The organism is Tardiphaga sp. 839_C3_N1_4 (assembly GCF_051811045.1).
Lineage (GTDB): Bacteria > Pseudomonadota > Alphaproteobacteria > Rhizobiales > Xanthobacteraceae > Tardiphaga.
The window spans coordinates 3319403-3341580 of record NZ_JBPWQD010000001.1 but is presented as its reverse complement, the minus strand read 5'-3'; the positions used below and the strand labels follow the sequence as shown (position 1 = coordinate 3341580).

The following is a 22178-nucleotide window of genomic DNA, read 5'->3' as shown; positions in this document are numbered from 1 at the left end:
CCTCATGAAACTATGCAGCTATTTGACCGGCGGAAGCAGCCACTACGGCGTGGTGGTCGATGACGGCGTCATCGATCTCGGCGCATTGCTCGGATCGGAGTTTCCCGATCTGCGCAGCCTGATCGCCGGCAACGGGCTGGCGAAGGCGAAGCAGGTGAGCGCGGGCCGCAAGCCCGATCATCGATTGTCGGATCTGGTCTCGCTGCCGCCGATCCCGGCGCCGGAGAAGCTGTGGTGCATCGGGGTCAACTATAAGGACCGCAATGCTGAATACAAAGACAGCTCGGATCTGCCGAAATATCCGAGCCTGTTCGTCCGCAACCCATCGTCGGTGGTCGGCTCCGATCAGCCGATCGAAAAGCCGAAGATCTCCGAGCAGCTCGACTACGAAGGCGAGCTCGTAATTGTCATCGGCAAGGAAGGTCGTCATATCGCGCGCGAGAATGCGTGGTCGCACATCTTCGGCATGACTCTCTGCAACGAAGGCTCGGTGCGGGACTGGCTGCATCACGGAAAGTTCAACGTCACCCAGGGCAAGAATTTCGATCGCTCCGGCAGCGTCGGGCCGTGGATCGTCACGGCCGACGAATGCGATCCGCAGGGGACGCACGATATCGTCACGCGGGTGAACGGGGAGGAGCGTCAGAACGACTCGACAGAGCGGCTGATGTTCACCTTCGACTATCTGATTTCCTATCTCTCGACCTTCGCCACCTTGAAGCCCGGCGACATGATCGCGACCGGAACGCCGACCGGTGCCGGCGCTCGCTTCACGCCGCCGCGTTGGCTCAAGCCAGGCGATGTCGTCGAGGTCGAGTCCAGGCAGATCGGCGTTCTTCGCAACGTGGTCGCAGAGGAGAAATAACGGTGCTTGATCAGACGGTCATCGATACGCTGGCGCGTCGCCTCGACGAGGCGGAGCGGACCAAGACGCTCATCACCATGTTCACCGCCGACTATCCCGATCTCACCATCGAGGATGCCTATGCGATCCAGCGGACCTGGACGGCGCTGCAGCTCGAACGCGGGCGGGTGATCAAAGGCCACAAGATCGGCCTGACCTCGAAGGCGATGCAGAATGCGGTCAGCATCTCCGAGCCGGATTACGGCGTGCTGTTCGCCGACATGTTCTATCAGGATGCCGGCACCATTCCTTATGAACGGTTCTTCGCGCCGCGCGTTGAGGTCGAACTGGCCTTCGTGCTCAAGACCGATCTGCGCGGGCCGGATTGTACGATCTTCGATGTACTGAACGCGACAGACTACGTCACACCGGCGCTTGAAATCCTGGAAACGCGCATGCACCGCGTGCATCCGCAAACCAAGAAGCCCCGTACGGTGGTGGACACGATCTCCGACAACGCAGCGAACGCCGCGCTTGTGGTTGGCGGTCGTCCATTCCGTCCGCTGGATGTCGATTTGCGCTGGGTCAGCGCGCTGATGTTCCGGAATGGCCAGATCGAGGAGACCGGCGTCGCCGCCGGCGTGCTGAACCATCCGGCAAACGGCATCGCGTGGCTCGCCAATCGCCTCGCGCCGCATGACGAATATCTCGCTGCAGGCGAGGTGGTGCTCGCCGGATCCTTCACGCGCCCGATCGAGGTCAGCCGCGGCGATACGATACATGCCGATTACGGGCCGTATGGCTCGGTGTCGTGCCAATTCATTTGACCGTTATCCGGAGACTGCAGCCATGACATCTTCCAGGCGCCGCCGCAGCGTTCATATCGGCGAATTCAAGCACGCAAATCCCATCCCCAACGCCTGCCGCATCAACAATCTGCTGATGTCCGGCGTCATCCTCGGCCGCGATCCCAAAACAAGCGAGATGCCGCCCGATCTCGAAAGCCAGTGCGCCAACATGTTCGCGCATATGAAGGCGATCGTGGAAGCCGGCGGCGGCAGTACCGACGACATCATCAAGATGACGGTCTGGCTCAAGGATCGCAGCAATCGTGGGCCGGTCAATGTCGAGTGGCTCAAGATGTTTCCGGACGAACATTCCCGTCCCGCCCGTCATGCGCTCTCCATGGAGATGGAGGGCGGCGCCCTGGTGCAGTGTGATTTCACTGCGGTGATCGATTAAAGGAGCGACAGATGCCCGACTATCTTCCATTTGATCCAAACCCGCGCACGCCATCCCGCAAGCCGCCGCCGAAGAGCATCGACAGTCAGTTCCACGTGCTCGGTCCGGTGGAGCGCTATCCCGTCCGGCCCGGCGCGGCCTATCAGATGCCGACGGCGACTTGGGAGGCAGCGCTTCGGGTACACAAGGCGCTTGGTATCGAGCGCGGCATCATCGTGCAGACGACGACATATGGTGCCGATCATTCGGTGGTTCTGGATGGGCTGGCGGCGATGGGACCGAACTACAAGGCGTGCGCGAATGCACTGGTTTTCGCCGAGCGGGACGATGCGTATCTCGCCAAGCTGAACGACGCCGGCGTCGGCGGGGCGCGGTTTAGCTTCCGCAAAGAGCTCGGTGCCGTACTTTCGGACAGCGACTACGAGCGCGCCATCGCACGTATTTCCGAACTCGGCTGGTACGCTAAATTCCAGCCGGAGAAGGACGGCATCGTCGCCAATCTCGACAAGATCGCGTCTCTCAAGGTGCCGGTCCTCATCGATCACATGGGCCGCCCGGATCCAACGCTCGGCAAGAACGATCCGAATCTGCGTGCGGTTCTCGATCTGCTGTCGAAGGGCAATTTCTGGGTGATGCTCTCGCTCGGCGAAAAGACGTCCAAGAAAGGGCCGCCTTGGGATGACGTCGTTCCCATCGCGCAAGCCTATCTCGAAGCCGCGCCCGATCGCTGCGTCTGGGCAAGCGACTGGCCGCACCCCGTATCGGTCGTCCAGCCGCCGAACGACGCCGACCTGCTTGAATTGCTCTATCGCTACGCGCCGGACGATGCCTTGCTGGAAAAGATACTGGTCACGAATCCGGCAAAGCTGTTTGGGTTCACCTAATAGATGATGGCGGACATCCTGCCGGGAGCGGAGTCCGCTTCCGGCAGGTATCCGGGATCGCCCCTCATCCGGACTGGATTTCATCCGCGCGGGGTGGCTCGACCGATTGTGAAGCCGGCACGAACGTCCCGGTCGTTTGTTTCGACCTACGGCTTATCACGGCCCCACGGGAAGAGAGAGACCGGAAAGTCGGCCGCATAGCGCCGTCCTTTCGGCGGGCGAGGAGGATCCTGCCGAGGATTCGGGTCTGGTTCCAGCACCTTGCGATAAAGATGCCAGGTGGCATGACCGAGTAGGGGCAGAACGACGGCGAGACCGACGAATAGCGGCAGCGAACCGGCCACCAGCAGTGCGGCAACAATCAGACCCCATGCCGCCATGGTCACAGGATTTTTCATCACGACCCGCAGCGAGGTCTGAACTGCATCTGTCACACTCGCATGTCGGTCGAGCATGAGCGGAAACGCCACGACGCTAACGCACAGGGCCATGATAGCGAACAATAGTCCGACGCCGCAGCCCTGGACGATCAGTTGGTGGCCCTCTGTGGTTGTGAAGATGCGCGATGCGAAATCGGGAATGCTAGCCGCAGGGGCATTGCCGAACTTGGAGACGTAAATCGCATTCGCAGTGGTCACCCAGACCACGAACAGAATGAGCAGGAGCGTGCCGAGGCCAAGCATGGCTCCAAAGGACGGCGAGCGCAGCACGCCGAGCGCATGCCATGCCGACGCCTCTTCGCCGCGTTCGCGGCGGCGGCTGAGTTCATAGAGACCGAGGGCTGCAAAAGGACCAATCAACGCAAAACCGGCGGCTAGGGGGAAAAGCAGCGGTAACACCGAATAGCCAAGCGTCATTCTGGCCAGCACAAGCCCGAGAACAGGATAGATGATGCACAGAATAATGGCGTGACTCGGAACCGCCTTGAAGTCCTCCCAGCCCAGCCGCAACGCATCATGCAGATCGGACAAGCCGATCTTGCGAATGACGGGGGCGGCGACGCTATCGGAAGCGCCTGTTACTGTCTGCGAGATCTTGTCAGAATACGGAGTAGCCATGGTCACGATCTCCCATGCGTTCGCACCGGCGAGATCGAGTCATTTTCAAATGACGAGTCTTCGCCTTCGTGCGCAGAAATCGCGACTGGTTCTGGAAGACGGCCAAGTTCAACGAAGAGAGCTTTGCCGAGCAAAACCTGTCGCAACCTGTGCAGCAAGTTTAGCGCAATCCGGAAAGAATAGCACGCACTGTTCGGTGAATTCTTCCTTTGTAAGGTTTACGTTTCACCGCGTGGCTGATGGCAATTGACGCATCACTTTGTCTGTCATGCGGACGCACGGCGCCGTGTATTGCAATGCGATATGGGAATCCGTTGCGCGTGCCATTGCTCAACGGTTCGATCGTGGTGCTATCGTCGTTGTGAGGAATAAGCCGGTCTATTGACAATCAAGCCTGCCGGGGAACATCCTGTAGTGGCAAGTGCCCGTAGTTCGACGACACCAGCGATCGCAACTTTTCGAATTCGATGTTGCGACCGGTTAGAGGGCAAGGCGGCCAGCATTGTGATGGCGAGCTCGAAATCAGCCATCGATGCAGACGTGAACTGCGCCCTTTTCTAAGTCTTGTCCGCAGCCTCTAGAGGCAAGGATGAACAAGGGATGGCTGTAGCATTCATACTGCTGTTGGTCGCAGTCGCTTCGGTGCTGTTTCACCTCCTAAGCCCATGGTGGTGGACGCCGATCGCATCGAACTGGAGTTATATCGACGACACGATCACCATGACGTTCTGGATCACCGGGGCGGTCTTCTTCGCGATCGTCGCATTCATCGCCTATTGCATCTTTCGTTTTCATCACAAGGAAGGAAGACAAGCGGCCTATGAGCCCGAAAACAAAAGGCTGGAATGGTGGCTCACCATAGGGACTGCGATCGGTGTCGGAGCGATGTTGGCGCCCGGATTGGTTGTCTGGCATCAGTTTGTGACGGTGCCGTCTGATGCAACAGAGATCGAGGTCATGGGCCAGCAGTGGCGCTGGAGCTACCGGCTGCCCGGAAAAGACGGCCGGCTCGGGACGGTCGATGCCCGCAACGTCAGTGCCGAGAATCCACTAGGCTTGAATCCAAACGATCCTAACGGTCAGGACGACGTCGTGGTCGAGAACGACGATTTGCATCTCCCGATCGGGAAGCCGGTCAAGGTATTGCTCCGTTCAATTGACGTTCTGCACGATTTCTACGTGCCTGAGTTCCGGGCGAAGATGGATATGGTGCCGGGCTCGGTCACATACTTCTGGTTTACTCCTACGCGCACAGGAACATTCGAGGTTCTTTGCGCGGAATTGTGCGGCATCGCGCATGCGCAAATGCGGAGTAACGTTATCGTCCAGGAAGAGATTGAATATCATGCATGGCTGGAGAAGCAGCAGACATTCGCAGCGTTATCTGGCCGCCGACCCATCACGAAGGCGACTTACAAGACCCGCGGCAAATAGCAGGACCGGCGCGGCGGCGTTGCACGTTGTAACACTTACGATGAGCGACGATCAGAGGATAGATCCGGGAGGACATTTTAATGGTTGATGTCCCGTCTGACGTACTCGCAGGAATTCCGCCGGCCGAAGTGGGTGAGGTCGATCTCTATCACCCAAGAAGTTGGTGGACGCGATATGTCTTCTCGCAAGATGCCAAGATCATTGCGGTCCAGTATGCGATTACGGCAATGGCCATCGGTATGGTCGCGCTGGTGCTGTCGTGGCTGATGCGGCTTCAGCTCGGTTTCCCCGGAACGTTTTCGTTTATCGATCCGAGCCAGTATCTCCAATTCATCACCATGCATGGGATGATCATGGTGATCTATCTTCTCACAGCGCTGTTTCTCGGAGGCTTCGGGAACTACCTGATCCCGCTGATGGTCGGTGCTCGCGACATGGTGTTCCCTTACGCGAACATGCTGAGCTACTGGATTTATCTGCTTGCCGTGCTGGTGCTGGTTGCGACCTTCTTTGTACCGGGTGGGCCAACTGGCGCTGGATGGACGCTGTATCCGCCGCAGGCCATTCTGTCCGGAAGCCCAGGACAGGAAGCAGGCATCATCATGATGCTGGTGTCGCTGATCCTGTTCATTATCGGCTTCACCATGGGCGGCCTGAATTATGTCGTGACGGTGCTGCAGGGTCGCACGCGCGGAATGACGCTGATGCGGCTGCCTCTGACGGTGTGGGGAATCTTCACAGCAACCGTAATGGCATTGCTTGCATTTCCAGCCTTGTTCGTTGCCTCAGTGATGATGCTGTTCGATCGGCTTCTTGGCACCAGCTTCTTCATGCCAACGCTCGTGGAGATGGGTCAGCTGGGGAAGTACGGCGGTGGCAGTCCGCTGCTGTTCCAGCACCTGTTCTGGTTTTTCGGCCACCCCGAAGTCTATATCGTTGCTTTACCTGCTTTTGGCATTGTCTCTGACCTAATCAGCACTCATGCGCGAAAGAATATTTTCGGTTATCGCATGATGGTGTGGGCGATTGTCGGAATCGGAGCGATGAGCTTCGTGGTGTGGGCGCACCACATGTATGTCAGTGGCATGAATCCGAAGTTCGGATTTTTCTTCGCAACAACGACCCTCATCATCGCGATCCCCACGGCGATCAAGGTTTACAACTGGATCCTGACCCTGTGGCGTGGCGACATTCACCTCACCATTCCGATGCTATTTGCGCTGGCATTCATCATCACGTTCGTCAATGGCGGCCTGACTGGCCTGTTCCTCGGCAACGTCGTCGTGGACGTTCCGTTGTCCGATACCATGTTCGTGGTCGCCCATTTTCACATGGTCATGGGTGTTGCGCCGATCATGGTCGTGTTTGGCGCGATCTATCACTGGTATCCGAAAGTGACGGGACGGATGATGAACGAGACACTGGGGCGCTTCCATTTCTGGGTCACGTTCCTTGGAGCTTACGCGATCTTCTTCCCCATGCACTATCTCGGGCTGCTGGGTGTGCCGCGCCGTTATCACGACATCGGCGGGACGGCATTCGTCCCGGCGTCTGCCCATGACCTGAATGCATTCATGAGTATCGCTGCGCTCATCGTCGGCTTTGCCCAGCTCGTATTTGTGTTCAACATGATCCGGAGCCTGTCCAAGGGCGAGGACGCTGGCGGCAATCCGTGGAACGCGACCACGCTCGAGTGGCAAACGCCGCAGACGCCGCCGGCACATGGCAACTGGGGCAAGGAACTCCCGGTCGTCTATCGCTGGGCTTATGACTATAGCGTGCCCGGCGCAGCACGGGATTTCATCCCCCAGAATGAACCGCCGGCCAGTTTGACGCCGAAGGGAGCGCATCCATGACGGCCATCGTCCTGTTCATGGCTGGAATAGCGGCCATTGCGGGATGGTGGCTCTCGCAGCAACGGCTTGCGGCCAAGCCCTGGCTAGAGGAGGGGGCGGTTGGCGATTTTCCCGGCGGAAGTTCGATGTCGTTGCCGGCGGCGAAAATAGGTTTGGGTGTGTTTCTCGCGGTCGTCGGGTCGTTATTTGCGCTCTTCGTCAGCGCTTACTCCATGCGTATGCAATTGATCGACTGGCGGTCGCTGCCCGTGCCCGGGTTGCTGTGGTTCAACACCGGTGTTCTGATCGTGAGCAGTGGCGCGCTGCAATGGGCGCATGTTTCCGTAGATCGCGACGACAGCGAAAATGTGCTGACCGGCCTGCTTGCAAGCGGCGTTTCCGCCGTTGTGTTCCTGATAGGTCAGTTGCTGGTGTGGCACCAGCTCAACATCGGGGGCTACTTTCTGGCGGCCAATCCAGCCAACGCCTTCTTCTATCTGATCACCGCGGTCCATGGACTGCACTTGCTCGGCGGTCTCGTGGCTTTGGGCAGAACCATCGTCAAGGCATGGCGCGGTGTTGAAATCCCGCAACTGCGTTTGAGTGTGGAATTGTGCACGATGTATTGGCACTTCCTACTCCTGGTCTGGTTGATCCTGCTCGCTCTGCTGACAGGCTGGGCGGACGAATTCGTCACCATCTGTCGCCAGTTGCTGACATAGGAAAGGCATCGATGCGATGGCAGAGACTGTGCTGGCAAACATCGAAAAGCGCCGAACGACGACCGCAGGCTGGCAAGGTATTGTCGCCGACTGGTCCTCGGACCAACGGGCATTCAAGAATGTATCCTGGGGAAAGGCCATGATGTGGATCTTTCTCCTCAGCGATACCTTCATCTTCGGTTGCTTCCTGCTGTCGTACATGACGGCGCGCATGTCCACGACGGTGCCCTGGCCAAACCCGAGTGAAGTCTTCGCTCTGACGATTGCAGGACAACACATCCCGCTCATTCTGATTGCCATCATGACCTTCGTGCTGATCAGCAGCAGCGGGACAATGGCTATGGCCGTCAATTTCGGCTACCGCCACGATCGCCGCAAAACGGCGATGCTGATGCTGGTGACAGCTGCGTTCGGTGCGACATTTGTCGGAATGCAGGCTTTCGAGTGGACCAAGCTGATCATGGAGGGGGTGAGGCCCTGGGAAAATCCGTGGGGGGCGGAGCAATTCGGCTCATGCTTTTTCATGATTACAGGATTCCACGGCACGCACGTAACGATTGGCGTGATTTTCCTGATTATCATTGCGCGAAAGGTCTGGCGCGGAGATTTCGAGACCGGACATCGGGGATTTTTCACAAGCAGGAAGGGAAACTACGAGATCGTCGAAATCACCGGCCTGTATTGGCATTTCGTCGATTTGGTATGGGTGTTTATCTTTGCCTTTTTCTATCTTTGGTGAGGGAAAAACATGGCTGAAGTCACGCTACATGCAACGCCCCCTACATCCCCCGCGGCCCATGCCGAGGGACATCAGCATCCGATCAAGCTTTATCTCGTGGTCTGGGGATGGCTTTTTGTTCTGAGTACATGCTCTTACCTCGTCGACTACTTCAACCTGCAGGGGTATCTGAGGTGGTCTCTCATCGTGCTGTTCATGATGTTGAAGGCGGGCTTGATTGTTGCGGTCTTCATGCACATGGCGTGGGAGCGTCTGGCTTTGGCTTATGCCATCCTGCTCCCGCCATTGGTGTTGCTGGTTTTTGTCGGGATCATGGTGTTTGAATCGGACTACACGCTGTTGAGTCGGATCATTTTCTTCAAGACTGGGGCGTGAAGATGAGCGGGGGTCTCGTGCGCAAGGAGGACTTCCATGACCACATATATCATGCTTGCAAACTGGACTGATCAAGGTATCCAGCACTTCAAGGACTCGCCACGTCGTCTCGACCTGGCGAAGAAAGCTCTCAAGGACATGGACGGAGAGTTCAAATCGTTTTTTCTGACCATGGGCGACTATGACATCGTCGCGGTTTACGAAGCGCCGGACGATGCCGTCGCCGCGCGCTTCAACTTGCAGCTGGGTATGCTGGGAAACATTCGAACGCACACATTGAAAGCGTTTCCCGAAACGGCTTACCGGGAGATCATCAAGTCGCTAGGCTGATTGCGGACCGGAGGCACGTCCGCGAGATGCCACGCGCCGGTCAAATGACATGTCGACGGGAAAGAAGGTCGAGATGGCGCCCGCTGGCGGAAAGTAGGCGGGACACAATTGCAGTGAAGACGAGGTAGTGCGCAGATGCAATTTACCGTTGGATTCAAGTTAAAGGGCAAGGCGGGCCATGTTGTCGTGGACGCCGAGGACGCGCTTGTCGCCGCTCTGAAAGTCAAGGCGGAGCTCCCGGAAGCGATGACGATGTATGTGCGCCCACAAAACCGGCGCGGCGACGCACGACACCCGTCACATGTGCCCGTCGACGAGCGCGCCGAGGATACTCATTGACGATAGGTTGGGATGAGCAAGCCGGTGCAAGTCATGGTTCGTTCGGGTGGTCATAGCAAACTCAAGCCGACAGCTTCAGTTGGCGCTGAAGCACAAGAAGGAAGTCACGATGTTTCGCGTGGCCGCGGCGTCATATGGCTGAGCAGATCCATCGGCAACGGAAAGACCACAGTCGATGATCGCTCGCCTGCAATGTCGTGCAACGCCGCAAAATAGCGCAGCTGCATCGCCTGCGGCTCCTGAGCAAGGATCCGGCCGGCCTCGACGAGCTTCTCGGCGGCTTGCTGCTCGCCTATCGCATTGATCACTTTCGCCCGCCGCAGCCGCTCCGCCTCGGCCTGCTTGGCGATGGCACGCACCATGTTTTCATTGAGGTCGATATCCTTGATCTCGATGTTGGTGACCTTGATGCCCCACGCGTCGGTTTGCTGATCGAGGATCTCCTGAATGTCGGCGTTGAGTTTGTCGCGCTCTGCGAGCATTTCATCCAGCTCATGCTTGCCGAGCACCGAGCGCAGCGTGGTCTGCGCTAACTGGCTGGTTGCGACCATGTAATTTCCGACCTTGATGATAGCACGTTCCGGGTCGACGATGCGGAAATAGAGAACGGCGTTCACCTTGACGGAAACGTTATCGCGGGAAATGACGTCCTGCGGCGGCACATCCTGCACCATCACCCTGAGATCGGCCTTCACCATCTGCTGCACGAACGGAATCAGGATGATGAGGCCCGGACCTTTCACGCCGGTGAAGCGTCCGAGTGTGAAGACGATGCCGCGCTCGTATTCTCGCAGTATGCGAATGGCGGAGGAGAGAAAGGCGATCACGATGATCGCGAGCAGCGAATAGGCTATGTAATCGAGCATCATCGTACACCTCCCTCGTCGGCGCTGAGTGCCGGCCGGCGACGCACCATCAGCGTCAGATCCGTGATGCTGGCGATCTCGACCGTCTCTCCGGGCTTGAATGTTTCCATGCCGCGGGCTCGCCAGCGCTCACCCTGCGTGAAGACGTGACCTTCGATGTCATTCCAGTCGAGAACTTCGGCGGGCAGGCCGCGCATGGCCTGCGCGCCGATTCGTGCCGGAGCTTTGCGGGCGCGCCGGAGCGAGCCGAGCACAATGAGAAGCAGTCCGATGAACATTGCCGTCACGATGCTGACGAGCGTCCATGACAGCCGGTATCCGGGCACTTCGATCCTGAACAACATCAACCCACCAAGAACCAGGGCAATGGCTCCGCCGAGGCCAAGAACCACGGTCGGGTTGAAGGCCTCGATAATCAGAAGCGCGATCCCCAACATCATCAGCCCAAGGCCGGCATAGTTGATTGGCAGCAGGTTGAAGGCATAGAGGCCCAGAAGCAGACAGATCGTACCAACCACGCCGGGCGCGACGGCGCCAAGAGACGTGAATTCAAAAATCAGGCCGTAGATGCCAACCAGCAGAAGAATGAAGGCGACGTTGGGGTTGGTGATCACAGACAGAAATTGCGCGATCCATCCGGAGTCGATCGTCTCGATCGTCGCATCCGTTGTCGCCAGATGCCGTCTGTCGCCACCGGGAAGCTCCACGACGCGACCATCGACCTGTCTGAGCAGTTCGACCGGGTCGCGCGCAATGAGGTCGATAACATTCGCTTGCAACGCAACACTGGCGGAAAGACTAGCTGCCTCCCGGACAGCCTTCTCGGCCCAATCGGCGTTACGTCCTCGCAACTCGGCCAAGCTGCGGATAAAGGCGACAGCGTCGTTCGTCGCCTTCGCCATCATTGCATCCTTCGGCTCCGTTTGCTGGGCGCTATCTTTCTTGTCCTTGCCGTCTTTGTCAGGGGTGCTGCCCGGCAGGCCTGGCACCGGACTGCCCATTTGCACGGGCGTCGCGGCGCCCAGATTGGTGCCCGACGCCATTGCGGCGATATGCGTTGCATAGAGGAGATAAGTGCCGGCGCTGGCGGCGTGTGCCCCGGGCGGAGCAACATAACCTATGACAGGAACGGGCGATGCCAGCACGTCGGCGATAGTCTCACGCATGCTGGTGACGAGACCGCCCGGCGTATTCAGGCGCAGAATGACAGCTTCGGCGCGCTGTTCGCTTGCCTTGGCGAGAGCGTCTTTCACGTAGCTGGCGGTTGCCGGTCCGATCACTCCGTCGATTGCGATCGTCAGCACAAGTTTTCCACTCCCCTCCGCCGAGACAGGCGTGGTGGGGGAGACAGCCAGAGCGACAATCGCAATTGTCGCCGTAAGAGTGGCCTGTACGGTCTGCACAGCCTGGCCTCCCTTATCAAGATGATGTGGGGGGTCCTGGCAGAATCTCAATACGACGGGGATTGGCGAGCCGCCGCTCGCTGTCGAAACCAATGTGAGGGCTGCGCAAGACGAGAAGAATCGTCGATATTATCAGGCAGTCTCAATGACATAAGAAGTTCGCGGTTTCGATCCACGCCCTTGCTTCGCCTCCGAATATAATGGCGTGACCGCGTAGGCACGGCCTTCTTCATCGCGGCTCGATGAGCAAAGTTCTGTCATCGAACTGTTCGACGATCATGCCGACGGCCCGCGCCCCTCCGCCGGATCGCAAGAGGAGCGCTGGCCGTGTTTCAGTGATGGGCCGAAACGCTCTTGACGCACTCGGACAACAAATCACCTGACGCAGAATGGCTGACGTCGCCCAGACTGACGATACCGACCATCCGTTTACTCTTGTTGATCACCGGTAGCCTGCGGACCCGCAGTTTCTCCATGTGATGTACTGCCTTTGCGAGGTCATCGTCCTCCCGGCAACAATGGATACCTTCGGTCATCACATCGCGTGCCGTCGCGCGGCCGGCATCGAAGCTGTTCCTCGCGAGCCCTTTGCAGACAATGTCGCGGTCGGTCACCATCCCGATCAGGCGGTCGTCCTCGCCAACCGGAACGCAGCCAATGTCATGCCCCCGCATCAATTTCGCGAGCTCGGTGACAGGAGTGTCGGGGCTAACCCAATCGACACCTTTGTGCATCACCTCTTTGACTTTCATGGCGAACCTCCATTCCTAGAGTTCAGGTGAATTGATGCAATGCAGTATGTCTCGCCTCCCTCCATGTCCTCCAACTATACAATCAATTACGTGCGAGGTCGCAGAAGAAAAATCATGCCTGCGCGATCAGACCGGACAAACGCGGCCGCTGTTTCAATCCACGCTCCTGAACAGCGCGCATTCGACGCAAGGCCGGGACCATCCACGGTTGCAAGTGGAAATGGAACCCAAATAATCCAAACGTGTCTCATTGGACAGGGAGCGGTCCTATCCACTAGTTTGGCAGGCGGCGGTGTTGCACACCTCCGGACGAGATCATTGGGAATGAAAGAGAAAAAGGATATCGTAGAAAACTGGTTGCCGCGTTACACCGGCACGCCGCTTGCTGAGTTCGGAGAGTATGTTCTCTTGACCAACTTCGACAACTACGTCGAATGGTTCGCCACGGCGTATGGCAGTTTGGTAAAGGGCGCAGATCGACCGATGCCCAATGCGACTGCCGATGGTATCACTCTGATTAACTTCGGCATGGGAAGCCCGAATGCTGCGACCGTGATGGATCTGTTAAGTGCCATCGCGCCGAAAGCCGTGTTGTTTCTCGGCAAATGCGGTGGGTTGAAACGCAAAAATAAAATTGGCGATTTGGTTCTACCGATTGCGGCTATTCGGGGCGAAGGCACCTCAAATGATTACTTGCCCCCGGAGGTTCCTGCGCTGCCCGCGTTCCAGTTGCAACGCGCGGTGTCGACCATGATCCGCGATCTCGGTCACGACTATTGGACCGGCACCGTGTACACGACCAATCGTCGTGTCTGGGAACATGATGATCGCTTCAGGGATATATTGCGTCGTACACGGAGCATGGCGATCGACATGGAGACCGCAACAATCTTTGCTGCGGGATTTGCCAATCACATTTCGACTGGCGCACTGCTTCTCGTGTCCGATCAGCCAATGATTCCCGAGGGTGTGAAGACCGAAGCGTCGGATCAGGAGGTGACCGCGAACTATGTCGAAAGGCATATCAGGATCGGAGTGGAGGCCCTGAAGCTTGTGCGGCGCCGCGGCCGCAGCGTCAAGCATTTGCGTTTCGAAGACGATTTCGATGCAGGGCATGAGACGTAAAGAGGCGTCGCACCGCTGCATCGACAATTAAGCAGCGGTACGATCTTTCCATTTGGGTCTGCGACGGCCGCCGCGGATCGTCGGACTAATCCTCAGTCATGCGCGCTAAAGCGGCCGTGCTGGGCGTTGGCCATCAGGCGCGCAAACTGCGCGTGACCCATATGAAGCAGCGTCTCGTGATCGCCAGCTTCCAGATAGACCTCCGGCTGCGCCTGGATGCTGTCGTCGACGATGATATCCAGCCCGTAGCATTTACCGACGGCAGGAACTGCACCGTGTGCGCAGTCGCGGAACAGCTGATGGATCTCGGTTTCATCGGCCATGTGGACATTGTCGCCGAGTGATGTTCTCAGGTCCGACAGGCGGAGGTGATGCGATGCGGGCAAGACGGCCAGTATATATTCGCCGTCGCGCCGCAACACGATGCCCTTGGCGAGGCGATCGCCCGAGATGTGGCATGCCTCAGCCGTGCCGGACGACGTCATGCGGAGTTCGTGCGGGATCACCTCGTATTGGATGTTTTCAGCGGCCAGGTATTTTTGCAGGGTGGGAGCAATGGTCATGGCGTGACCTCCGGGGCAAAATGCAAGCCATCCATCGTAAGGTCTTTGTCTGCAGACTCTCGCCGTGCGATGGGCGGCTGCGTGGTTGTAGGCTCAGCATAGGCCTCCCATCCGACAGCTGCAATTCGTTATCGGTGACCAACTCTCTCGCGAGATAAATCAGAATGCCCGCGCTGTCGGTGGTGACTGCGCGAGCGCCGCAATGGTTCTTCCCCAAACCGGGGGCTGCTGTCCATTTGTGCGCATGCGGGGATCGCATGAGGTATCAATCGAAATTACATATCCATTTCAAAAACATAGGGGGGCGAAGTTTTATTCTGAATGGCGTGCCATTTTCCAGAACGCACAGCATTCACAGACAGGCCGATCGACCACGATGTCATGTGGTGACGCGCATCTCCGCTTAATGTCACCCCGGGTTCAGCGCCGAAGTGTGTGGCGCGCGCAGTGTGTGCGGCCGGTTGGTTGCGAGGGCATGGTCGTCGGGCTAGCCTATGCGCAGGACAAGTCCAAAGGTGAGAGCATATGACCCCGCGCGAACGTCTCGACCAATTGCACCCGGAAATGACCGTATGGCGCAGGGATTTCCATGCGCATCCGGAGATTGGCTTTGAGGAGGAGCGCACCAGTGCGCTGGTGGCGGAGCGGCTGTCGGAGTGGGGTATCGAGGTGCATCGTGGCCTCGGCGGCACCGGCGTCGTCGGCGTAATCCGTGGCCGTCATCAGGCGGCGGGTAGCAACCGGGCCATTGGCTTGCGCGCTGATATGGACGCGCTGCCGATGGAGGAGGGCAACGGTTTTGCCCACCGCTCGCAGAATGCCGGCCGCATGCATGCCTGCGGCCATGACGGTCACACCACGATGTTGCTTGGCGCTGCGAAATATCTTGCCGAGACGCGCAATTTCGCCGGCACGGTGCATCTGATCTTTCAGCCGGCCGAGGAAGGGCTCGCTGGCGCCAAGGCGATGATGGACGACGGGTTGTTCGAGCGTTTCCCCTGCGATTCCATCTATGCGATCCATAACAGCCCGGACATGCCGCTCGGCACCGTCAAGGCGTTGACCGGCACGGCGCTGGCGGCGATCGATTATTTCAAGGTGACGCTGCGTGGCCGTTCCTCGCACGGTGCGCATCCGCATCAGGGTATCGATACGGTGGCCATGGCAGCGCAGGTGGTGAATGCGCTGAACGCGATTCCGTCGCGCCAGATCGATGCGCTGGAATCCGCCATCATCAGCATCGGCCAGATCCATGGCGGTACCTCGGACATCGTTCTGCCCGAGACGGTGGAGTTGCGCGGCTCGGTACGTACGCTGAAGCCCGAGGTGCGCGAACGCGTCGAGGAATTGTTCATGCGCGCGGTGACGCTGACCGCGCAGGCCTGCGGCGGCACGGTGGAGATCGAGTATCGCCACGCCTATCCGGCCACCATCAACACGGCCGACGAGACGGTGCGCGCGGCAGAAGCCGCGGCGGCGGTGCCGGGCGTTACCGAGGTGCTGCGCGAAGGCAATCCAATTCTTGCCGGTGAAGATTTCGCGTTCATGCTCGAACGCAACCGTGGTGCCTATCTGATGTTCGGGCAGCGCACCGCCGACAAGGGCGGCGTGCCCGTTCACAATCCCGGCTACGATTTCAACGACGATCTCTTACCGATCGGCGCGAGCTATCTCGCCGGGCTGGTGGAGCAAGAGCTCGCATAGACCGCGATCAACGCGATCTGAGCGGCGTGTCTACGCCGCGCCGCTCTTCGGAATGGTGCGGCCGATGACGCGCAAAAGGTCTGCGCGCACCGACTCGATGTGACGTTCAAGGAAACGGCAGGCGTCATCGATCTTCTGGCTGCGGCACAGCGCGATGAGTTCGGCGTGTTCTTTCTCAGCGATGCCCATCGCGGTGGTGGTCGAGAGTTGCATGCGCGTGTAGCGGTCGCTGGTTTGCAGCAGCGCCATCACGATCGTCTGTGTGCGCGGCTGCCGCGCCCGGACATACATCGCCATGTGGAAATCGGCGTTGAGCTGTCCCCATTCGCTGATATTGCCGGCGGCAATCGCCTTCTCGAAGCGGTGCTGGATGTCGTCGAGTGCAGCGAAGTCGTTGTCGACAAAATGCGGCGCGGACTGCGCCAGCATCCGTGGCTCGAGGATGACCCGGAGATCGAACACGTCGTTGATTTCGTCGAGCGACAGTTCCGAGACGATAGCGCCCTTCTGCGGGACGATCTTCACCAGCCCTTCGGCCTCAAGCTGAAACAGGGCTTCCCGCACCGGAATCCGGCTGACGCCATAGGCCTCGCCCAAGGCGTCCTGGCGCAACTGCGCGCCGGCCGGGTGGGTGCCGTCGAGGATGGCCTGGCGGAGTTGATCCGCGATCATGGCCGACAGGGTGCGGTGCTTTAGCGGCGCGCTCATTGATTTATCGAGCCTTTTCTCTGGATTTCGGCCGGATTGATCTCTCCGTCTTCGCTGCCGCACAAAAACTCCTCAAGGCCCGAATTTGTGCAAATCAGCGTTTGACAGGGAAATTGTATAAATTATACGATCCAAAAATCATATCACAATCGTGACAGCGGGGGCAGTTTATGAGTGACCAGACGATGTCGACGGCCCCGGCCATCGGGGCCCGCCGGGTCATCCTGGTGGCGTCCGCCGGGCTGCTGGCCTTCGAGCGGCTGGCTCTGATGGGCCTGATGTATCTGCTGACGGCGCTGATCCTGGTGAATGTCGTCACCCGCTATTCGCACTTCCCGATCTACTGGATCGATGAGTCGGCGGTGTATTCGGTGGTCTGGCTGACCTTCATCGGCGCCTCCGCGATGACCCGCCTGCGGCTCGACTTTGCGGTCACGATGATGACCGAACGTCTGTCGGCCAGAAGTCAGCAGATCTTCAAGATTATCGCCACGAGCACGGTGATCGTGTTCGGTGTCGGCCTGATCGTCACCTGCATGCTCTGGATGGACCCGATCGGCCTTGCGCAAGCAGGCTTCGACGCGAAGAAGTTCGCGGGCCAGACCTTCAATTTTCTCTACACCGAGCGCACCCAGACGCTGAACTGGCCGACATGGGTCCTCTATCTGACGCTGCCCATTTTCGCGGTGTCGATCACCATCCATGGCATTGCGAATCTGCTCGAGGACCTCGGCCTCGTCGCCAAGGTGCGGCCGAAAGGCTTCCAGCTCTCCGAACTCGACGGGGTGAACTGATATGATCACTTTCGCCGCATTCACGGTGATCATGCTGGTCGGCGTGCCGATCGGTCTTTGCCTTTGCCTCGCCGGCTTCGTCTACATCATGGCGTCCGGCAATCCGGTGCTGTTCCAGTCCTATCCGCTGCAACTGTTCGGCGGCGTCGACAGCTACGGTCTGATCGCGATCCCGCTGTTTATCCTGATCGGCGAGATTATGAATGGCGGCGGCATCACCAAGCGCATCGTCGACATGGCGATGGCCTTTGTCGGCTCACTGAAGGGCGGACTGGCTTACGTCAACATTCTCGCCAATATGTTCATCTCCTCCATTCTCGGCTCGGCGACCGCACAGGTCGCGATCATGGCGCAGATCATGGTCCCGGAAATGGAAAAGAAAGGCTACGACAAGACCTTCGCTGCCGGTCTCACCGCCTACGGCGGCATGCTCGGCCCGATCATTCCGCCGTCGGTAATGTTCGTGGTCTACAGCGTGCTGGCGCAGGTGTCGGTCAGCGACATGTTGATCGCGGGCATCATTCCCGGTGTCATCCTCACAGTGATGTTCTGTGTCGTCATCGCGCTGATGGGCTACGTCTACAACTATCCGCGTGCGGACTATCAGACGCCGAAACAGCGTGTGATGACCATCCTGCGCACCTCGCCGACACTTTTGATTCCCATCGTCATCGTCGGCTCCATCCTTGGCGGCCTTGCGAATGCGACAGAATCGGCTGCGGTCGGCGCAGTCGCTGCTGCTGTTGTTGGCAAATACTGGACCAAGGAATTCGAGTGGTCGCAGCTACCGCAGATGATGCTGCGCTCCGGTATCTATTCGGCGATCGTGCTGTTTCTTGTGGCTGCGGCCGCCGTGTTTTCCTGGGTCTTGATCTTCGGCAAGGTGCCGCAGGAGACCGCCGCCTGGATCCAGACTGTTGCCAAGGATCCGATCAGCTTCATGCTGATCTGCAATGTCATCCTGCTGGTCATCGGCACGGTGATCGACGGCGTGCCCGGCCTGATCATGACCGTGCCGATCCTGCTGCCGGTGGCGACCGAGATCTACCACATCGACCCGCGTCACTTCGGCGTGGTCGTCGTGATCAATCTCGTGCTCGGATTGCTGTCGCCGCCGGTCGGACTCTGTTTCTTCGTCGCCGCCGCCGTCACAGGCGCCAAGCCCGGCAAGATGTTCATGGTGACGCTGCCGTTCTTCTTCATCTCCTGCATCCTGTTGGTGCTGCTCTCCCTCTATCCGTATCTGTCTCTCGCCCTCATCAAGTAAGCCCCATACCCATCAAGGAGCCTCTGTCATGACCATCTCACGTCGTCGCTTCCTCGCCGCATCGGCAGCTGCTTCGGTGTTTGCGCCGTCGCTCGCATTGGCGCAGGCCAAGGAGCTGCGTCTCGGCCTGATCACGCCGAACGGCCATTCCTGGAACAAGGCTGCGCTGAAGCTCGCCGATCAACTCAAGGAAGAGACCAAGGGCCGTCTCACCATGACGGTGTTTCACTCCGGCCAGCTCGGCAACGAAGCAGCGATGATGCAGCAGTTGCAGACCGGCGCGCTCGATATGGGCTTTATTCAGGCTGCCGAACTCGGTTCGCGCGTGCCGCATATCGCGGCGATCAACGCGCCCTATATCGTGCGCTCCACGCCAGCCGTGGCGAAATTCGTGCGTCATCCGGCGGCAGTCAAACTGTTCGACGTGCTTCCTGCGGAAACCGGCACCATCGGCCTCGGCTGGGGCATCACCGGCATGCGCGCGGTTTTCGCGGTCAGGGATCTCAACACGCTCGCCGACATCAAGGGCATGAAGCTGCGTATCAATCCGACGCCGGTCTATCGCGACTTCTACTCATCGCTCGGCGCCGCACCGACGCCGATTCCGACGCCGCAGGTGTTCGACGCCATGTCGAACGGCCAGGTCGATGGTCTTGAAGCCGATCTGGAATTCTCCTGGAACCAGCGCTTCGACAAGGTGTCGAAGTCGATCCTGCAGATGAATGCCGTCTTCATGCCGATGGCCGCGGTCGTGTCCGGCCGCGTCTGGCAGTCGCTGCCCGCCGCCGACAAGGAGCTGATCACCAAGGCGGTGAAGTCGACGCTTGATGCGCAGATCGACGAATTGGCTGCTGGCGAGCCGGCACTGATCGAGAATTTCAAGGGCACGTCGGTGCCGGTGCGTCAGGTGGCCGTCAAGGATACCGAAGCCGTCATCGCCGAATTCGACAAGATCTGGCTGCCCAAAGCGCCTGTGCTCGCCGAGCTGCGCAAGGTCGGCGCGACGATCTGATCCTCAATGCCACCCCATCGTCCTCATCAACCGGCGCGCTATGCGCGCCGGCATCACACGGAGTTTTGCCATGAGTCCCCGTATTTCCTGGGAAGGTGTCTTCCCCGCAGTCACTACCCAATTCCATGACGATCTGTCGCTCGACATCGACGCCACCGCGAAGGTCATGGACGGCCTGATCCGCGACGGTGTGTCCGGCCTGATCATCTGCGGCTCCGTCGGCGAGAACACCTCGCTGGAGCGCAAGGAAAAGATCGCGATCATGGAAGCGGCCAAGTCGGTCGCGAAGGGCCGCGTGCCCGTGCTCTGCGGTATCGCCGAATTCACCACGGCCTTTGCCGTGGATACCGCGAAGGAAGCCGCACGCGTCGGCATCGATGGCATCATGGTGATGCCCGCTTTGGTCTACTCGTCCAAGCCGCACGAGACTGCCGCGCACTTTCGTTCGGTCGCCACCGCCACCGATCTGCCGGTGATGCTCTACAACAACCCGCCGATCTACAAGAACGATGTCACCCCCGACATTCTCGCTACGCTGGCCGATGTCGACACGGTCGTCTGCTTCAAGGATTCGTCAGGCGATACACGCCGCTTCATCGACACGCGCAATATGGTCGGCGACCGCTTCGTGTTGTTCGCCGGCCTCGACGACGTGATCGTTGAGAGCGTGGCGATGGGCGCCGTCGGCTGGGTGTCCGGCATGTCCAATGCGTTCCCGCGCGAGGGCGAGACGCTGTTCCGTCTGGCCAAGGCCGGACGACTCCAAGAGGCGATGGCGATCTATGAGTGGTTCATGCCGCTGCTGCATCTCGATGCGCGCCCGGATCTCGTCCAGTGCATCAAGCTGTGCGAAAACATCATGGGCCGCGGTACCGCACTGACCCGGCCACCACGTCTGGCGCTGCTGCCGCATGAAAAAGCGGAAGTGGAGGGAATCATGACCAAGGCGCTGCGTCACCGTCCGATGCTGCCGGATGTCGGCCTCAAGGCAGCTTAACGACTCGTCGCTATCTGAAATTTATCGGCGCGTCAGTCGTGGCGCCGATGTCTTATGTAGCGATGCCTTCGCACAGCTAGACATCTTCGTCGTCGCGATCGCGTTTCGGTGTGGCGATATCGCCGTCTTCCTCGTCGTCGTCAGGCCGCGGCGGCGCGGGGACGGGTTTTTGCTTGTCGTCCTTGGCCGGTTTGTCGTCGCGGGCTCCGCCCACTCGTCCGCTCATCATTTTCCCCGCCGGATTGCTTGTGTTGACCTCATTCTGACCGTGATTGAAGCAGATATTGTCGTAATCCCGCAATTGCCCTGTGTTTTTCCGCATGACCGTGTAAACGGGGGCGAATCCTGCCCGCTTTGAAATCGGGCGAATCTTGTTCTGGAGTGACGATGAAAAAACCGAAGTTAGAGCTCGACGAACCGCAGGCGCGCAAATTCGTTCGCGCCGACAGGGCGCCGACTGAAGGTTATTCACTGGTGGTGGATGGCCATTTCAAATCCCATCACGATACGGTCGAAGCCGCGGAAGAAGCCGGCATGAAGCTGAAGAACCAGTTTCAGATGCTTCAGATCCAGGTCTACGATTCTGCGACCAAGACCCGTACCATGATCGAATGGCCTGCGCCGAGTGCGGCCTGAGATAGATCAGACCCTGCGAAAGCAGGTCCTGCGATAGTCAGGTCCTGCGGCCGCCGCTGCGCTGATCGGCGAGCCACGCTGCCAGGGCCTGTGCTTTTTCCGTCGATTTGCTTGACGATGTCTTGCTCGAAGACGTCTTGCCCGATTTCGTTGCGGTCTTCTTCTTGGCCGGCGCGGGGGGCGATACCGCTTCGCGGGCAAGGCGCATGGCCTTCAGTCGGGCCATGTTGTCGAGTACCGCTTTGGCCGCGGCGTCGCGTTCGGATTTCGTCGCTTTGTCGTCAGTTGGCATCAGCTCGTTTTCTTTTTTCTGGTAGCTTTCGGTTTGGGTTCGGGCGGGTTGGCCAGTTCTTCGGCTTCCCTGGCAAGGCGAAGCGCGCGCAGTTCCTCGGTCCGCTTGCGGATAGCGACATCGGCGGCCGCAATGTCGGCCATCGCCTTCACGCCTTCAGCTTCCTGCGCCGCCTTGCGGGCGAGCCGGATTTCCTTCAGTTCTGCGGGTGTCTTCTGTTCCTGTTCGGTGTCCATCAACGCCTCGGGTTGGGCCGC

At 59.1% G+C, this 22178-nt stretch carries 27 protein-coding genes; 18 read left to right on the top strand and 9 right to left on the bottom strand.

Annotated elements, in window-relative coordinates; translation table 11 throughout:
- The first annotated feature begins 4 nt into the window (after positions 1–4).
- From AB8A38_RS16060 to AB8A38_RS16045, 4 genes are read left to right on the top strand one after another with little or no spacing between them, the layout of a single operon-like run.
- A complete protein-coding gene (locus AB8A38_RS16060; RefSeq protein WP_439086625.1) occupies positions 5–865 on the top strand; it encodes a fumarylacetoacetate hydrolase family protein in 861 nt (286 codons plus the stop codon).
- Entirely contained in the window at positions 862–1671 is an 810-nt protein-coding gene (gene hpaH, locus AB8A38_RS16055; RefSeq protein WP_439088535.1) for a 2-oxo-hept-4-ene-1,7-dioate hydratase, read from the top strand. The genes AB8A38_RS16060 and hpaH overlap by 4 nt, the downstream gene beginning before the upstream one ends.
- 22 nt (positions 1672–1693) lie before the next feature.
- Positions 1694–2086 (top strand): RidA family protein, encoded by a 393-nt coding sequence (locus tag AB8A38_RS16050; protein WP_068732845.1) that lies wholly within the window; start codon positions 1694–1696, stop codon positions 2084–2086.
- Between the two features lie 11 nt (positions 2087–2097).
- The gene (locus AB8A38_RS16045; RefSeq protein WP_439086624.1) at positions 2098–2970 is read left to right on the top strand and encodes an amidohydrolase family protein; all 873 of its coding nucleotides are present in this window, start codon (positions 2098–2100) and stop codon (positions 2968–2970) included.
- A gap of 146 nt (positions 2971–3116) precedes the next feature.
- Here the strand turns inward: AB8A38_RS16045 and AB8A38_RS16040 are convergent, their stop codons facing one another.
- Positions 3117–4028: a DUF2189 domain-containing protein gene (locus AB8A38_RS16040; protein WP_439088534.1), complete on the bottom strand. Its 912-nt coding sequence runs from the start codon at positions 4026–4028 to the stop codon at positions 3117–3119.
- A 600-nt stretch (positions 4029–4628) separates the two neighbouring features.
- Here AB8A38_RS16040 and AB8A38_RS16035 point away from each other — a divergent pair.
- From AB8A38_RS16035 to AB8A38_RS16005, 7 genes are all read left to right on the top strand, one after another.
- Positions 4629–5462, top strand: coding sequence for a cytochrome c oxidase subunit II (locus AB8A38_RS16035; RefSeq protein ID WP_439086623.1), 834 nt, complete (start codon positions 4629–4631; stop codon positions 5460–5462).
- A gap of 80 nt (positions 5463–5542) precedes the next feature.
- Positions 5543–7318, top strand: a complete 1776-nt coding sequence (locus AB8A38_RS16030) for a cbb3-type cytochrome c oxidase subunit I (RefSeq protein WP_439086622.1) — start codon at positions 5543–5545, stop codon at positions 7316–7318.
- Complete coding sequence (locus AB8A38_RS16025) at positions 7315–8019, top strand: cytochrome c oxidase subunit 3 (RefSeq protein ID WP_439086621.1); 705 nt, start codon at positions 7315–7317, stop codon at positions 8017–8019. The genes AB8A38_RS16030 and AB8A38_RS16025 overlap by 4 nt, the downstream gene beginning before the upstream one ends.
- Before the next feature lie 16 nt (positions 8020–8035).
- Positions 8036–8758, top strand: coding sequence for a heme-copper oxidase subunit III family protein (locus tag AB8A38_RS16020; RefSeq protein ID WP_439086620.1), 723 nt, complete (start codon positions 8036–8038; stop codon positions 8756–8758).
- Between the two features lie 9 nt (positions 8759–8767).
- The gene (locus AB8A38_RS16015; RefSeq protein WP_315840454.1) at positions 8768–9133 is read left to right on the top strand and encodes a cytochrome C oxidase subunit IV family protein; all 366 of its coding nucleotides are present in this window, start codon (positions 8768–8770) and stop codon (positions 9131–9133) included.
- A gap of 36 nt (positions 9134–9169) precedes the next feature.
- Positions 9170–9463, top strand: a complete 294-nt coding sequence (locus AB8A38_RS16010) for a GYD domain-containing protein (protein WP_439086619.1) — start codon at positions 9170–9172, stop codon at positions 9461–9463.
- Positions 9464–9598: 135 nt separating this feature from the next.
- Entirely contained in the window at positions 9599–9802 is a 204-nt protein-coding gene (locus AB8A38_RS16005; protein WP_089262760.1) for a hypothetical protein, read from the top strand.
- A gap of 104 nt (positions 9803–9906) precedes the next feature.
- On the opposite strand, the gene AB8A38_RS16000 is transcribed toward AB8A38_RS16005, so the two are convergent.
- The 3 genes from AB8A38_RS16000 to AB8A38_RS15990 all read right to left on the bottom strand — a co-directional run bounded on the left by AB8A38_RS16000 (position 9907) and on the right by AB8A38_RS15990 (position 12823).
- Positions 9907–10671 (bottom strand): slipin family protein, encoded by a 765-nt coding sequence (locus tag AB8A38_RS16000; RefSeq protein WP_315840455.1) that lies wholly within the window; start codon positions 10669–10671, stop codon positions 9907–9909.
- Positions 10668–12071 carry an NfeD family protein gene (locus AB8A38_RS15995; protein WP_439088533.1) on the bottom strand — a complete coding sequence of 468 codons (1404 nt, stop codon included), beginning with the start codon at positions 12069–12071 and terminating at the stop codon, positions 10668–10670. Before AB8A38_RS15995 ends, AB8A38_RS16000 begins: the two co-directional genes overlap by 4 nt.
- A gap of 332 nt (positions 12072–12403) precedes the next feature.
- A complete protein-coding gene (locus AB8A38_RS15990) occupies positions 12404–12823 on the bottom strand; it encodes a CBS domain-containing protein (RefSeq protein WP_315840456.1) in 420 nt (139 codons plus the stop codon).
- A gap of 324 nt (positions 12824–13147) precedes the next feature.
- On the opposite strand from AB8A38_RS15990, the gene AB8A38_RS15985 reads away from it, so the two are divergent.
- Positions 13148–13948: an AMP nucleosidase gene (locus AB8A38_RS15985; RefSeq protein WP_089262752.1), complete on the top strand. Its 801-nt coding sequence runs from the start codon at positions 13148–13150 to the stop codon at positions 13946–13948.
- Between the two features lie 92 nt (positions 13949–14040).
- On the opposite strand, the gene AB8A38_RS15980 is transcribed toward AB8A38_RS15985, so the two are convergent.
- A complete protein-coding gene (locus tag AB8A38_RS15980; RefSeq protein ID WP_089262750.1) occupies positions 14041–14511 on the bottom strand; it encodes an aminoacyl-tRNA deacylase in 471 nt (156 codons plus the stop codon).
- A gap of 525 nt (positions 14512–15036) precedes the next feature.
- Here AB8A38_RS15980 and AB8A38_RS15975 point away from each other — a divergent pair.
- Positions 15037–16215: a M20 aminoacylase family protein gene (locus AB8A38_RS15975; protein WP_439086618.1), complete on the top strand. Its 1179-nt coding sequence runs from the start codon at positions 15037–15039 to the stop codon at positions 16213–16215.
- A gap of 30 nt (positions 16216–16245) precedes the next feature.
- Here AB8A38_RS15975 and AB8A38_RS15970 read toward each other — a convergent pair whose 3' ends face one another.
- Positions 16246–16923, bottom strand: a complete 678-nt coding sequence (locus AB8A38_RS15970) for a GntR family transcriptional regulator (protein WP_089262746.1) — start codon at positions 16921–16923, stop codon at positions 16246–16248.
- A gap of 170 nt (positions 16924–17093) precedes the next feature.
- Here AB8A38_RS15970 and AB8A38_RS15965 point away from each other — a divergent pair, with 170 nt between their 5' ends.
- The 4 genes from AB8A38_RS15965 to AB8A38_RS15950 all read left to right on the top strand — a co-directional run bounded on the left by AB8A38_RS15965 (position 17094) and on the right by AB8A38_RS15950 (position 20993).
- Positions 17094–17717, top strand: coding sequence for a TRAP transporter small permease (locus AB8A38_RS15965; RefSeq protein ID WP_439086617.1), 624 nt, complete (start codon positions 17094–17096; stop codon positions 17715–17717).
- A gap of 1 nt (position 17718) precedes the next feature.
- On the top strand, positions 17719–18984 hold the full coding sequence (locus AB8A38_RS15960) for a TRAP transporter large permease (RefSeq protein WP_093759765.1): 1266 nt from the start codon (positions 17719–17721) through the stop codon (positions 18982–18984).
- A gap of 28 nt (positions 18985–19012) precedes the next feature.
- On the top strand, positions 19013–19996 hold the full coding sequence (locus AB8A38_RS15955; RefSeq protein ID WP_089262741.1) for a TRAP transporter substrate-binding protein: 984 nt from the start codon (positions 19013–19015) through the stop codon (positions 19994–19996).
- A gap of 70 nt (positions 19997–20066) precedes the next feature.
- Positions 20067–20993: a dihydrodipicolinate synthase family protein gene (locus tag AB8A38_RS15950; protein ID WP_068733701.1), complete on the top strand. Its 927-nt coding sequence runs from the start codon at positions 20067–20069 to the stop codon at positions 20991–20993.
- A 76-nt stretch (positions 20994–21069) separates the two neighbouring features.
- Here the strand turns inward: AB8A38_RS15950 and AB8A38_RS15945 are convergent, their stop codons facing one another.
- Positions 21070–21219 (bottom strand): hypothetical protein, encoded by a 150-nt coding sequence (locus tag AB8A38_RS15945; protein WP_176454452.1) that lies wholly within the window; start codon positions 21217–21219, stop codon positions 21070–21072.
- A 161-nt stretch (positions 21220–21380) separates the two neighbouring features.
- Here AB8A38_RS15945 and AB8A38_RS15940 point away from each other — a divergent pair, with 161 nt between their 5' ends.
- Positions 21381–21629, top strand: coding sequence for a hypothetical protein (locus tag AB8A38_RS15940; RefSeq protein WP_439086616.1), 249 nt, complete (start codon positions 21381–21383; stop codon positions 21627–21629).
- Positions 21630–21666: 37 nt separating this feature from the next.
- On the opposite strand, the gene AB8A38_RS15935 is transcribed toward AB8A38_RS15940, so the two are convergent.
- Positions 21667–21921, bottom strand: coding sequence for a hypothetical protein (locus AB8A38_RS15935; protein WP_315840460.1), 255 nt, complete (start codon positions 21919–21921; stop codon positions 21667–21669).
- Positions 21921–22157: a hypothetical protein gene (locus tag AB8A38_RS15930; protein WP_068732887.1), complete on the bottom strand. Its 237-nt coding sequence runs from the start codon at positions 22155–22157 to the stop codon at positions 21921–21923. Before AB8A38_RS15930 ends, AB8A38_RS15935 begins: the two co-directional genes overlap by 1 nt.
- Positions 22158–22178 lie beyond the last annotated feature (21 nt).

What these genes read in the sequence shown, in the direction of transcription:
- AB8A38_RS16060 (WP_439086625.1), top strand. Translation starts at nt 5, where the DNA reads ATGAAACTATGCAGCTATTTGACCGGCGGAAGCAGCCACTACGGCGTG.
- AB8A38_RS16050 (WP_068732845.1), top strand. Translation starts at nt 1,694, where the DNA reads ATGACATCTTCCAGGCGCCGCCGCAGCGTTCATATCGGCGAATTCAAG.
- AB8A38_RS16045 (WP_439086624.1), top strand. Translation starts at nt 2,098, where the DNA reads ATGCCCGACTATCTTCCATTTGATCCAAACCCGCGCACGCCATCCCGC.
- AB8A38_RS16040 (WP_439088534.1), bottom strand. Translation starts at nt 4,028, where the DNA reads ATGGCTACTCCGTATTCTGACAAGATCTCGCAGACAGTAACAGGCGCT.
- AB8A38_RS16035 (WP_439086623.1), top strand. Translation starts at nt 4,629, where the DNA reads ATGGCTGTAGCATTCATACTGCTGTTGGTCGCAGTCGCTTCGGTGCTG.
- AB8A38_RS16030 (WP_439086622.1), top strand. Translation starts at nt 5,543, where the DNA reads ATGGTTGATGTCCCGTCTGACGTACTCGCAGGAATTCCGCCGGCCGAA.
- AB8A38_RS16025 (WP_439086621.1), top strand. Translation starts at nt 7,315, where the DNA reads ATGACGGCCATCGTCCTGTTCATGGCTGGAATAGCGGCCATTGCGGGA.
- AB8A38_RS16020 (WP_439086620.1), top strand. Translation starts at nt 8,036, where the DNA reads ATGGCAGAGACTGTGCTGGCAAACATCGAAAAGCGCCGAACGACGACC.
- AB8A38_RS16015 (WP_315840454.1), top strand. Translation starts at nt 8,768, where the DNA reads ATGGCTGAAGTCACGCTACATGCAACGCCCCCTACATCCCCCGCGGCC.
- AB8A38_RS16010 (WP_439086619.1), top strand. Translation starts at nt 9,170, where the DNA reads ATGACCACATATATCATGCTTGCAAACTGGACTGATCAAGGTATCCAG.
- AB8A38_RS16005 (WP_089262760.1), top strand. Translation starts at nt 9,599, where the DNA reads ATGCAATTTACCGTTGGATTCAAGTTAAAGGGCAAGGCGGGCCATGTT.
- AB8A38_RS16000 (WP_315840455.1), bottom strand. Translation starts at nt 10,671, where the DNA reads ATGATGCTCGATTACATAGCCTATTCGCTGCTCGCGATCATCGTGATC.
- AB8A38_RS15990 (WP_315840456.1), bottom strand. Translation starts at nt 12,823, where the DNA reads ATGAAAGTCAAAGAGGTGATGCACAAAGGTGTCGATTGGGTTAGCCCC.
- AB8A38_RS15985 (WP_089262752.1), top strand. Translation starts at nt 13,148, where the DNA reads ATGAAAGAGAAAAAGGATATCGTAGAAAACTGGTTGCCGCGTTACACC.
- AB8A38_RS15980 (WP_089262750.1), bottom strand. Translation starts at nt 14,511, where the DNA reads ATGACCATTGCTCCCACCCTGCAAAAATACCTGGCCGCTGAAAACATC.
- AB8A38_RS15975 (WP_439086618.1), top strand. Translation starts at nt 15,037, where the DNA reads ATGACCCCGCGCGAACGTCTCGACCAATTGCACCCGGAAATGACCGTA.
- AB8A38_RS15970 (WP_089262746.1), bottom strand. Translation starts at nt 16,923, where the DNA reads ATGAGCGCGCCGCTAAAGCACCGCACCCTGTCGGCCATGATCGCGGAT.
- AB8A38_RS15965 (WP_439086617.1), top strand. Translation starts at nt 17,094, where the DNA reads ATGAGTGACCAGACGATGTCGACGGCCCCGGCCATCGGGGCCCGCCGG.
- AB8A38_RS15960 (WP_093759765.1), top strand. Translation starts at nt 17,719, where the DNA reads ATGATCACTTTCGCCGCATTCACGGTGATCATGCTGGTCGGCGTGCCG.
- AB8A38_RS15955 (WP_089262741.1), top strand. Translation starts at nt 19,013, where the DNA reads ATGACCATCTCACGTCGTCGCTTCCTCGCCGCATCGGCAGCTGCTTCG.
- AB8A38_RS15950 (WP_068733701.1), top strand. Translation starts at nt 20,067, where the DNA reads ATGAGTCCCCGTATTTCCTGGGAAGGTGTCTTCCCCGCAGTCACTACC.
- AB8A38_RS15945 (WP_176454452.1), bottom strand. Translation starts at nt 21,219, where the DNA reads ATGAGCGGACGAGTGGGCGGAGCCCGCGACGACAAACCGGCCAAGGAC.
- AB8A38_RS15940 (WP_439086616.1), top strand. Translation starts at nt 21,381, where the DNA reads ATGAAAAAACCGAAGTTAGAGCTCGACGAACCGCAGGCGCGCAAATTC.
- AB8A38_RS15935 (WP_315840460.1), bottom strand. Translation starts at nt 21,921, where the DNA reads ATGCCAACTGACGACAAAGCGACGAAATCCGAACGCGACGCCGCGGCC.
- AB8A38_RS15930 (WP_068732887.1), bottom strand. Translation starts at nt 22,157, where the DNA reads ATGGACACCGAACAGGAACAGAAGACACCCGCAGAACTGAAGGAAATC.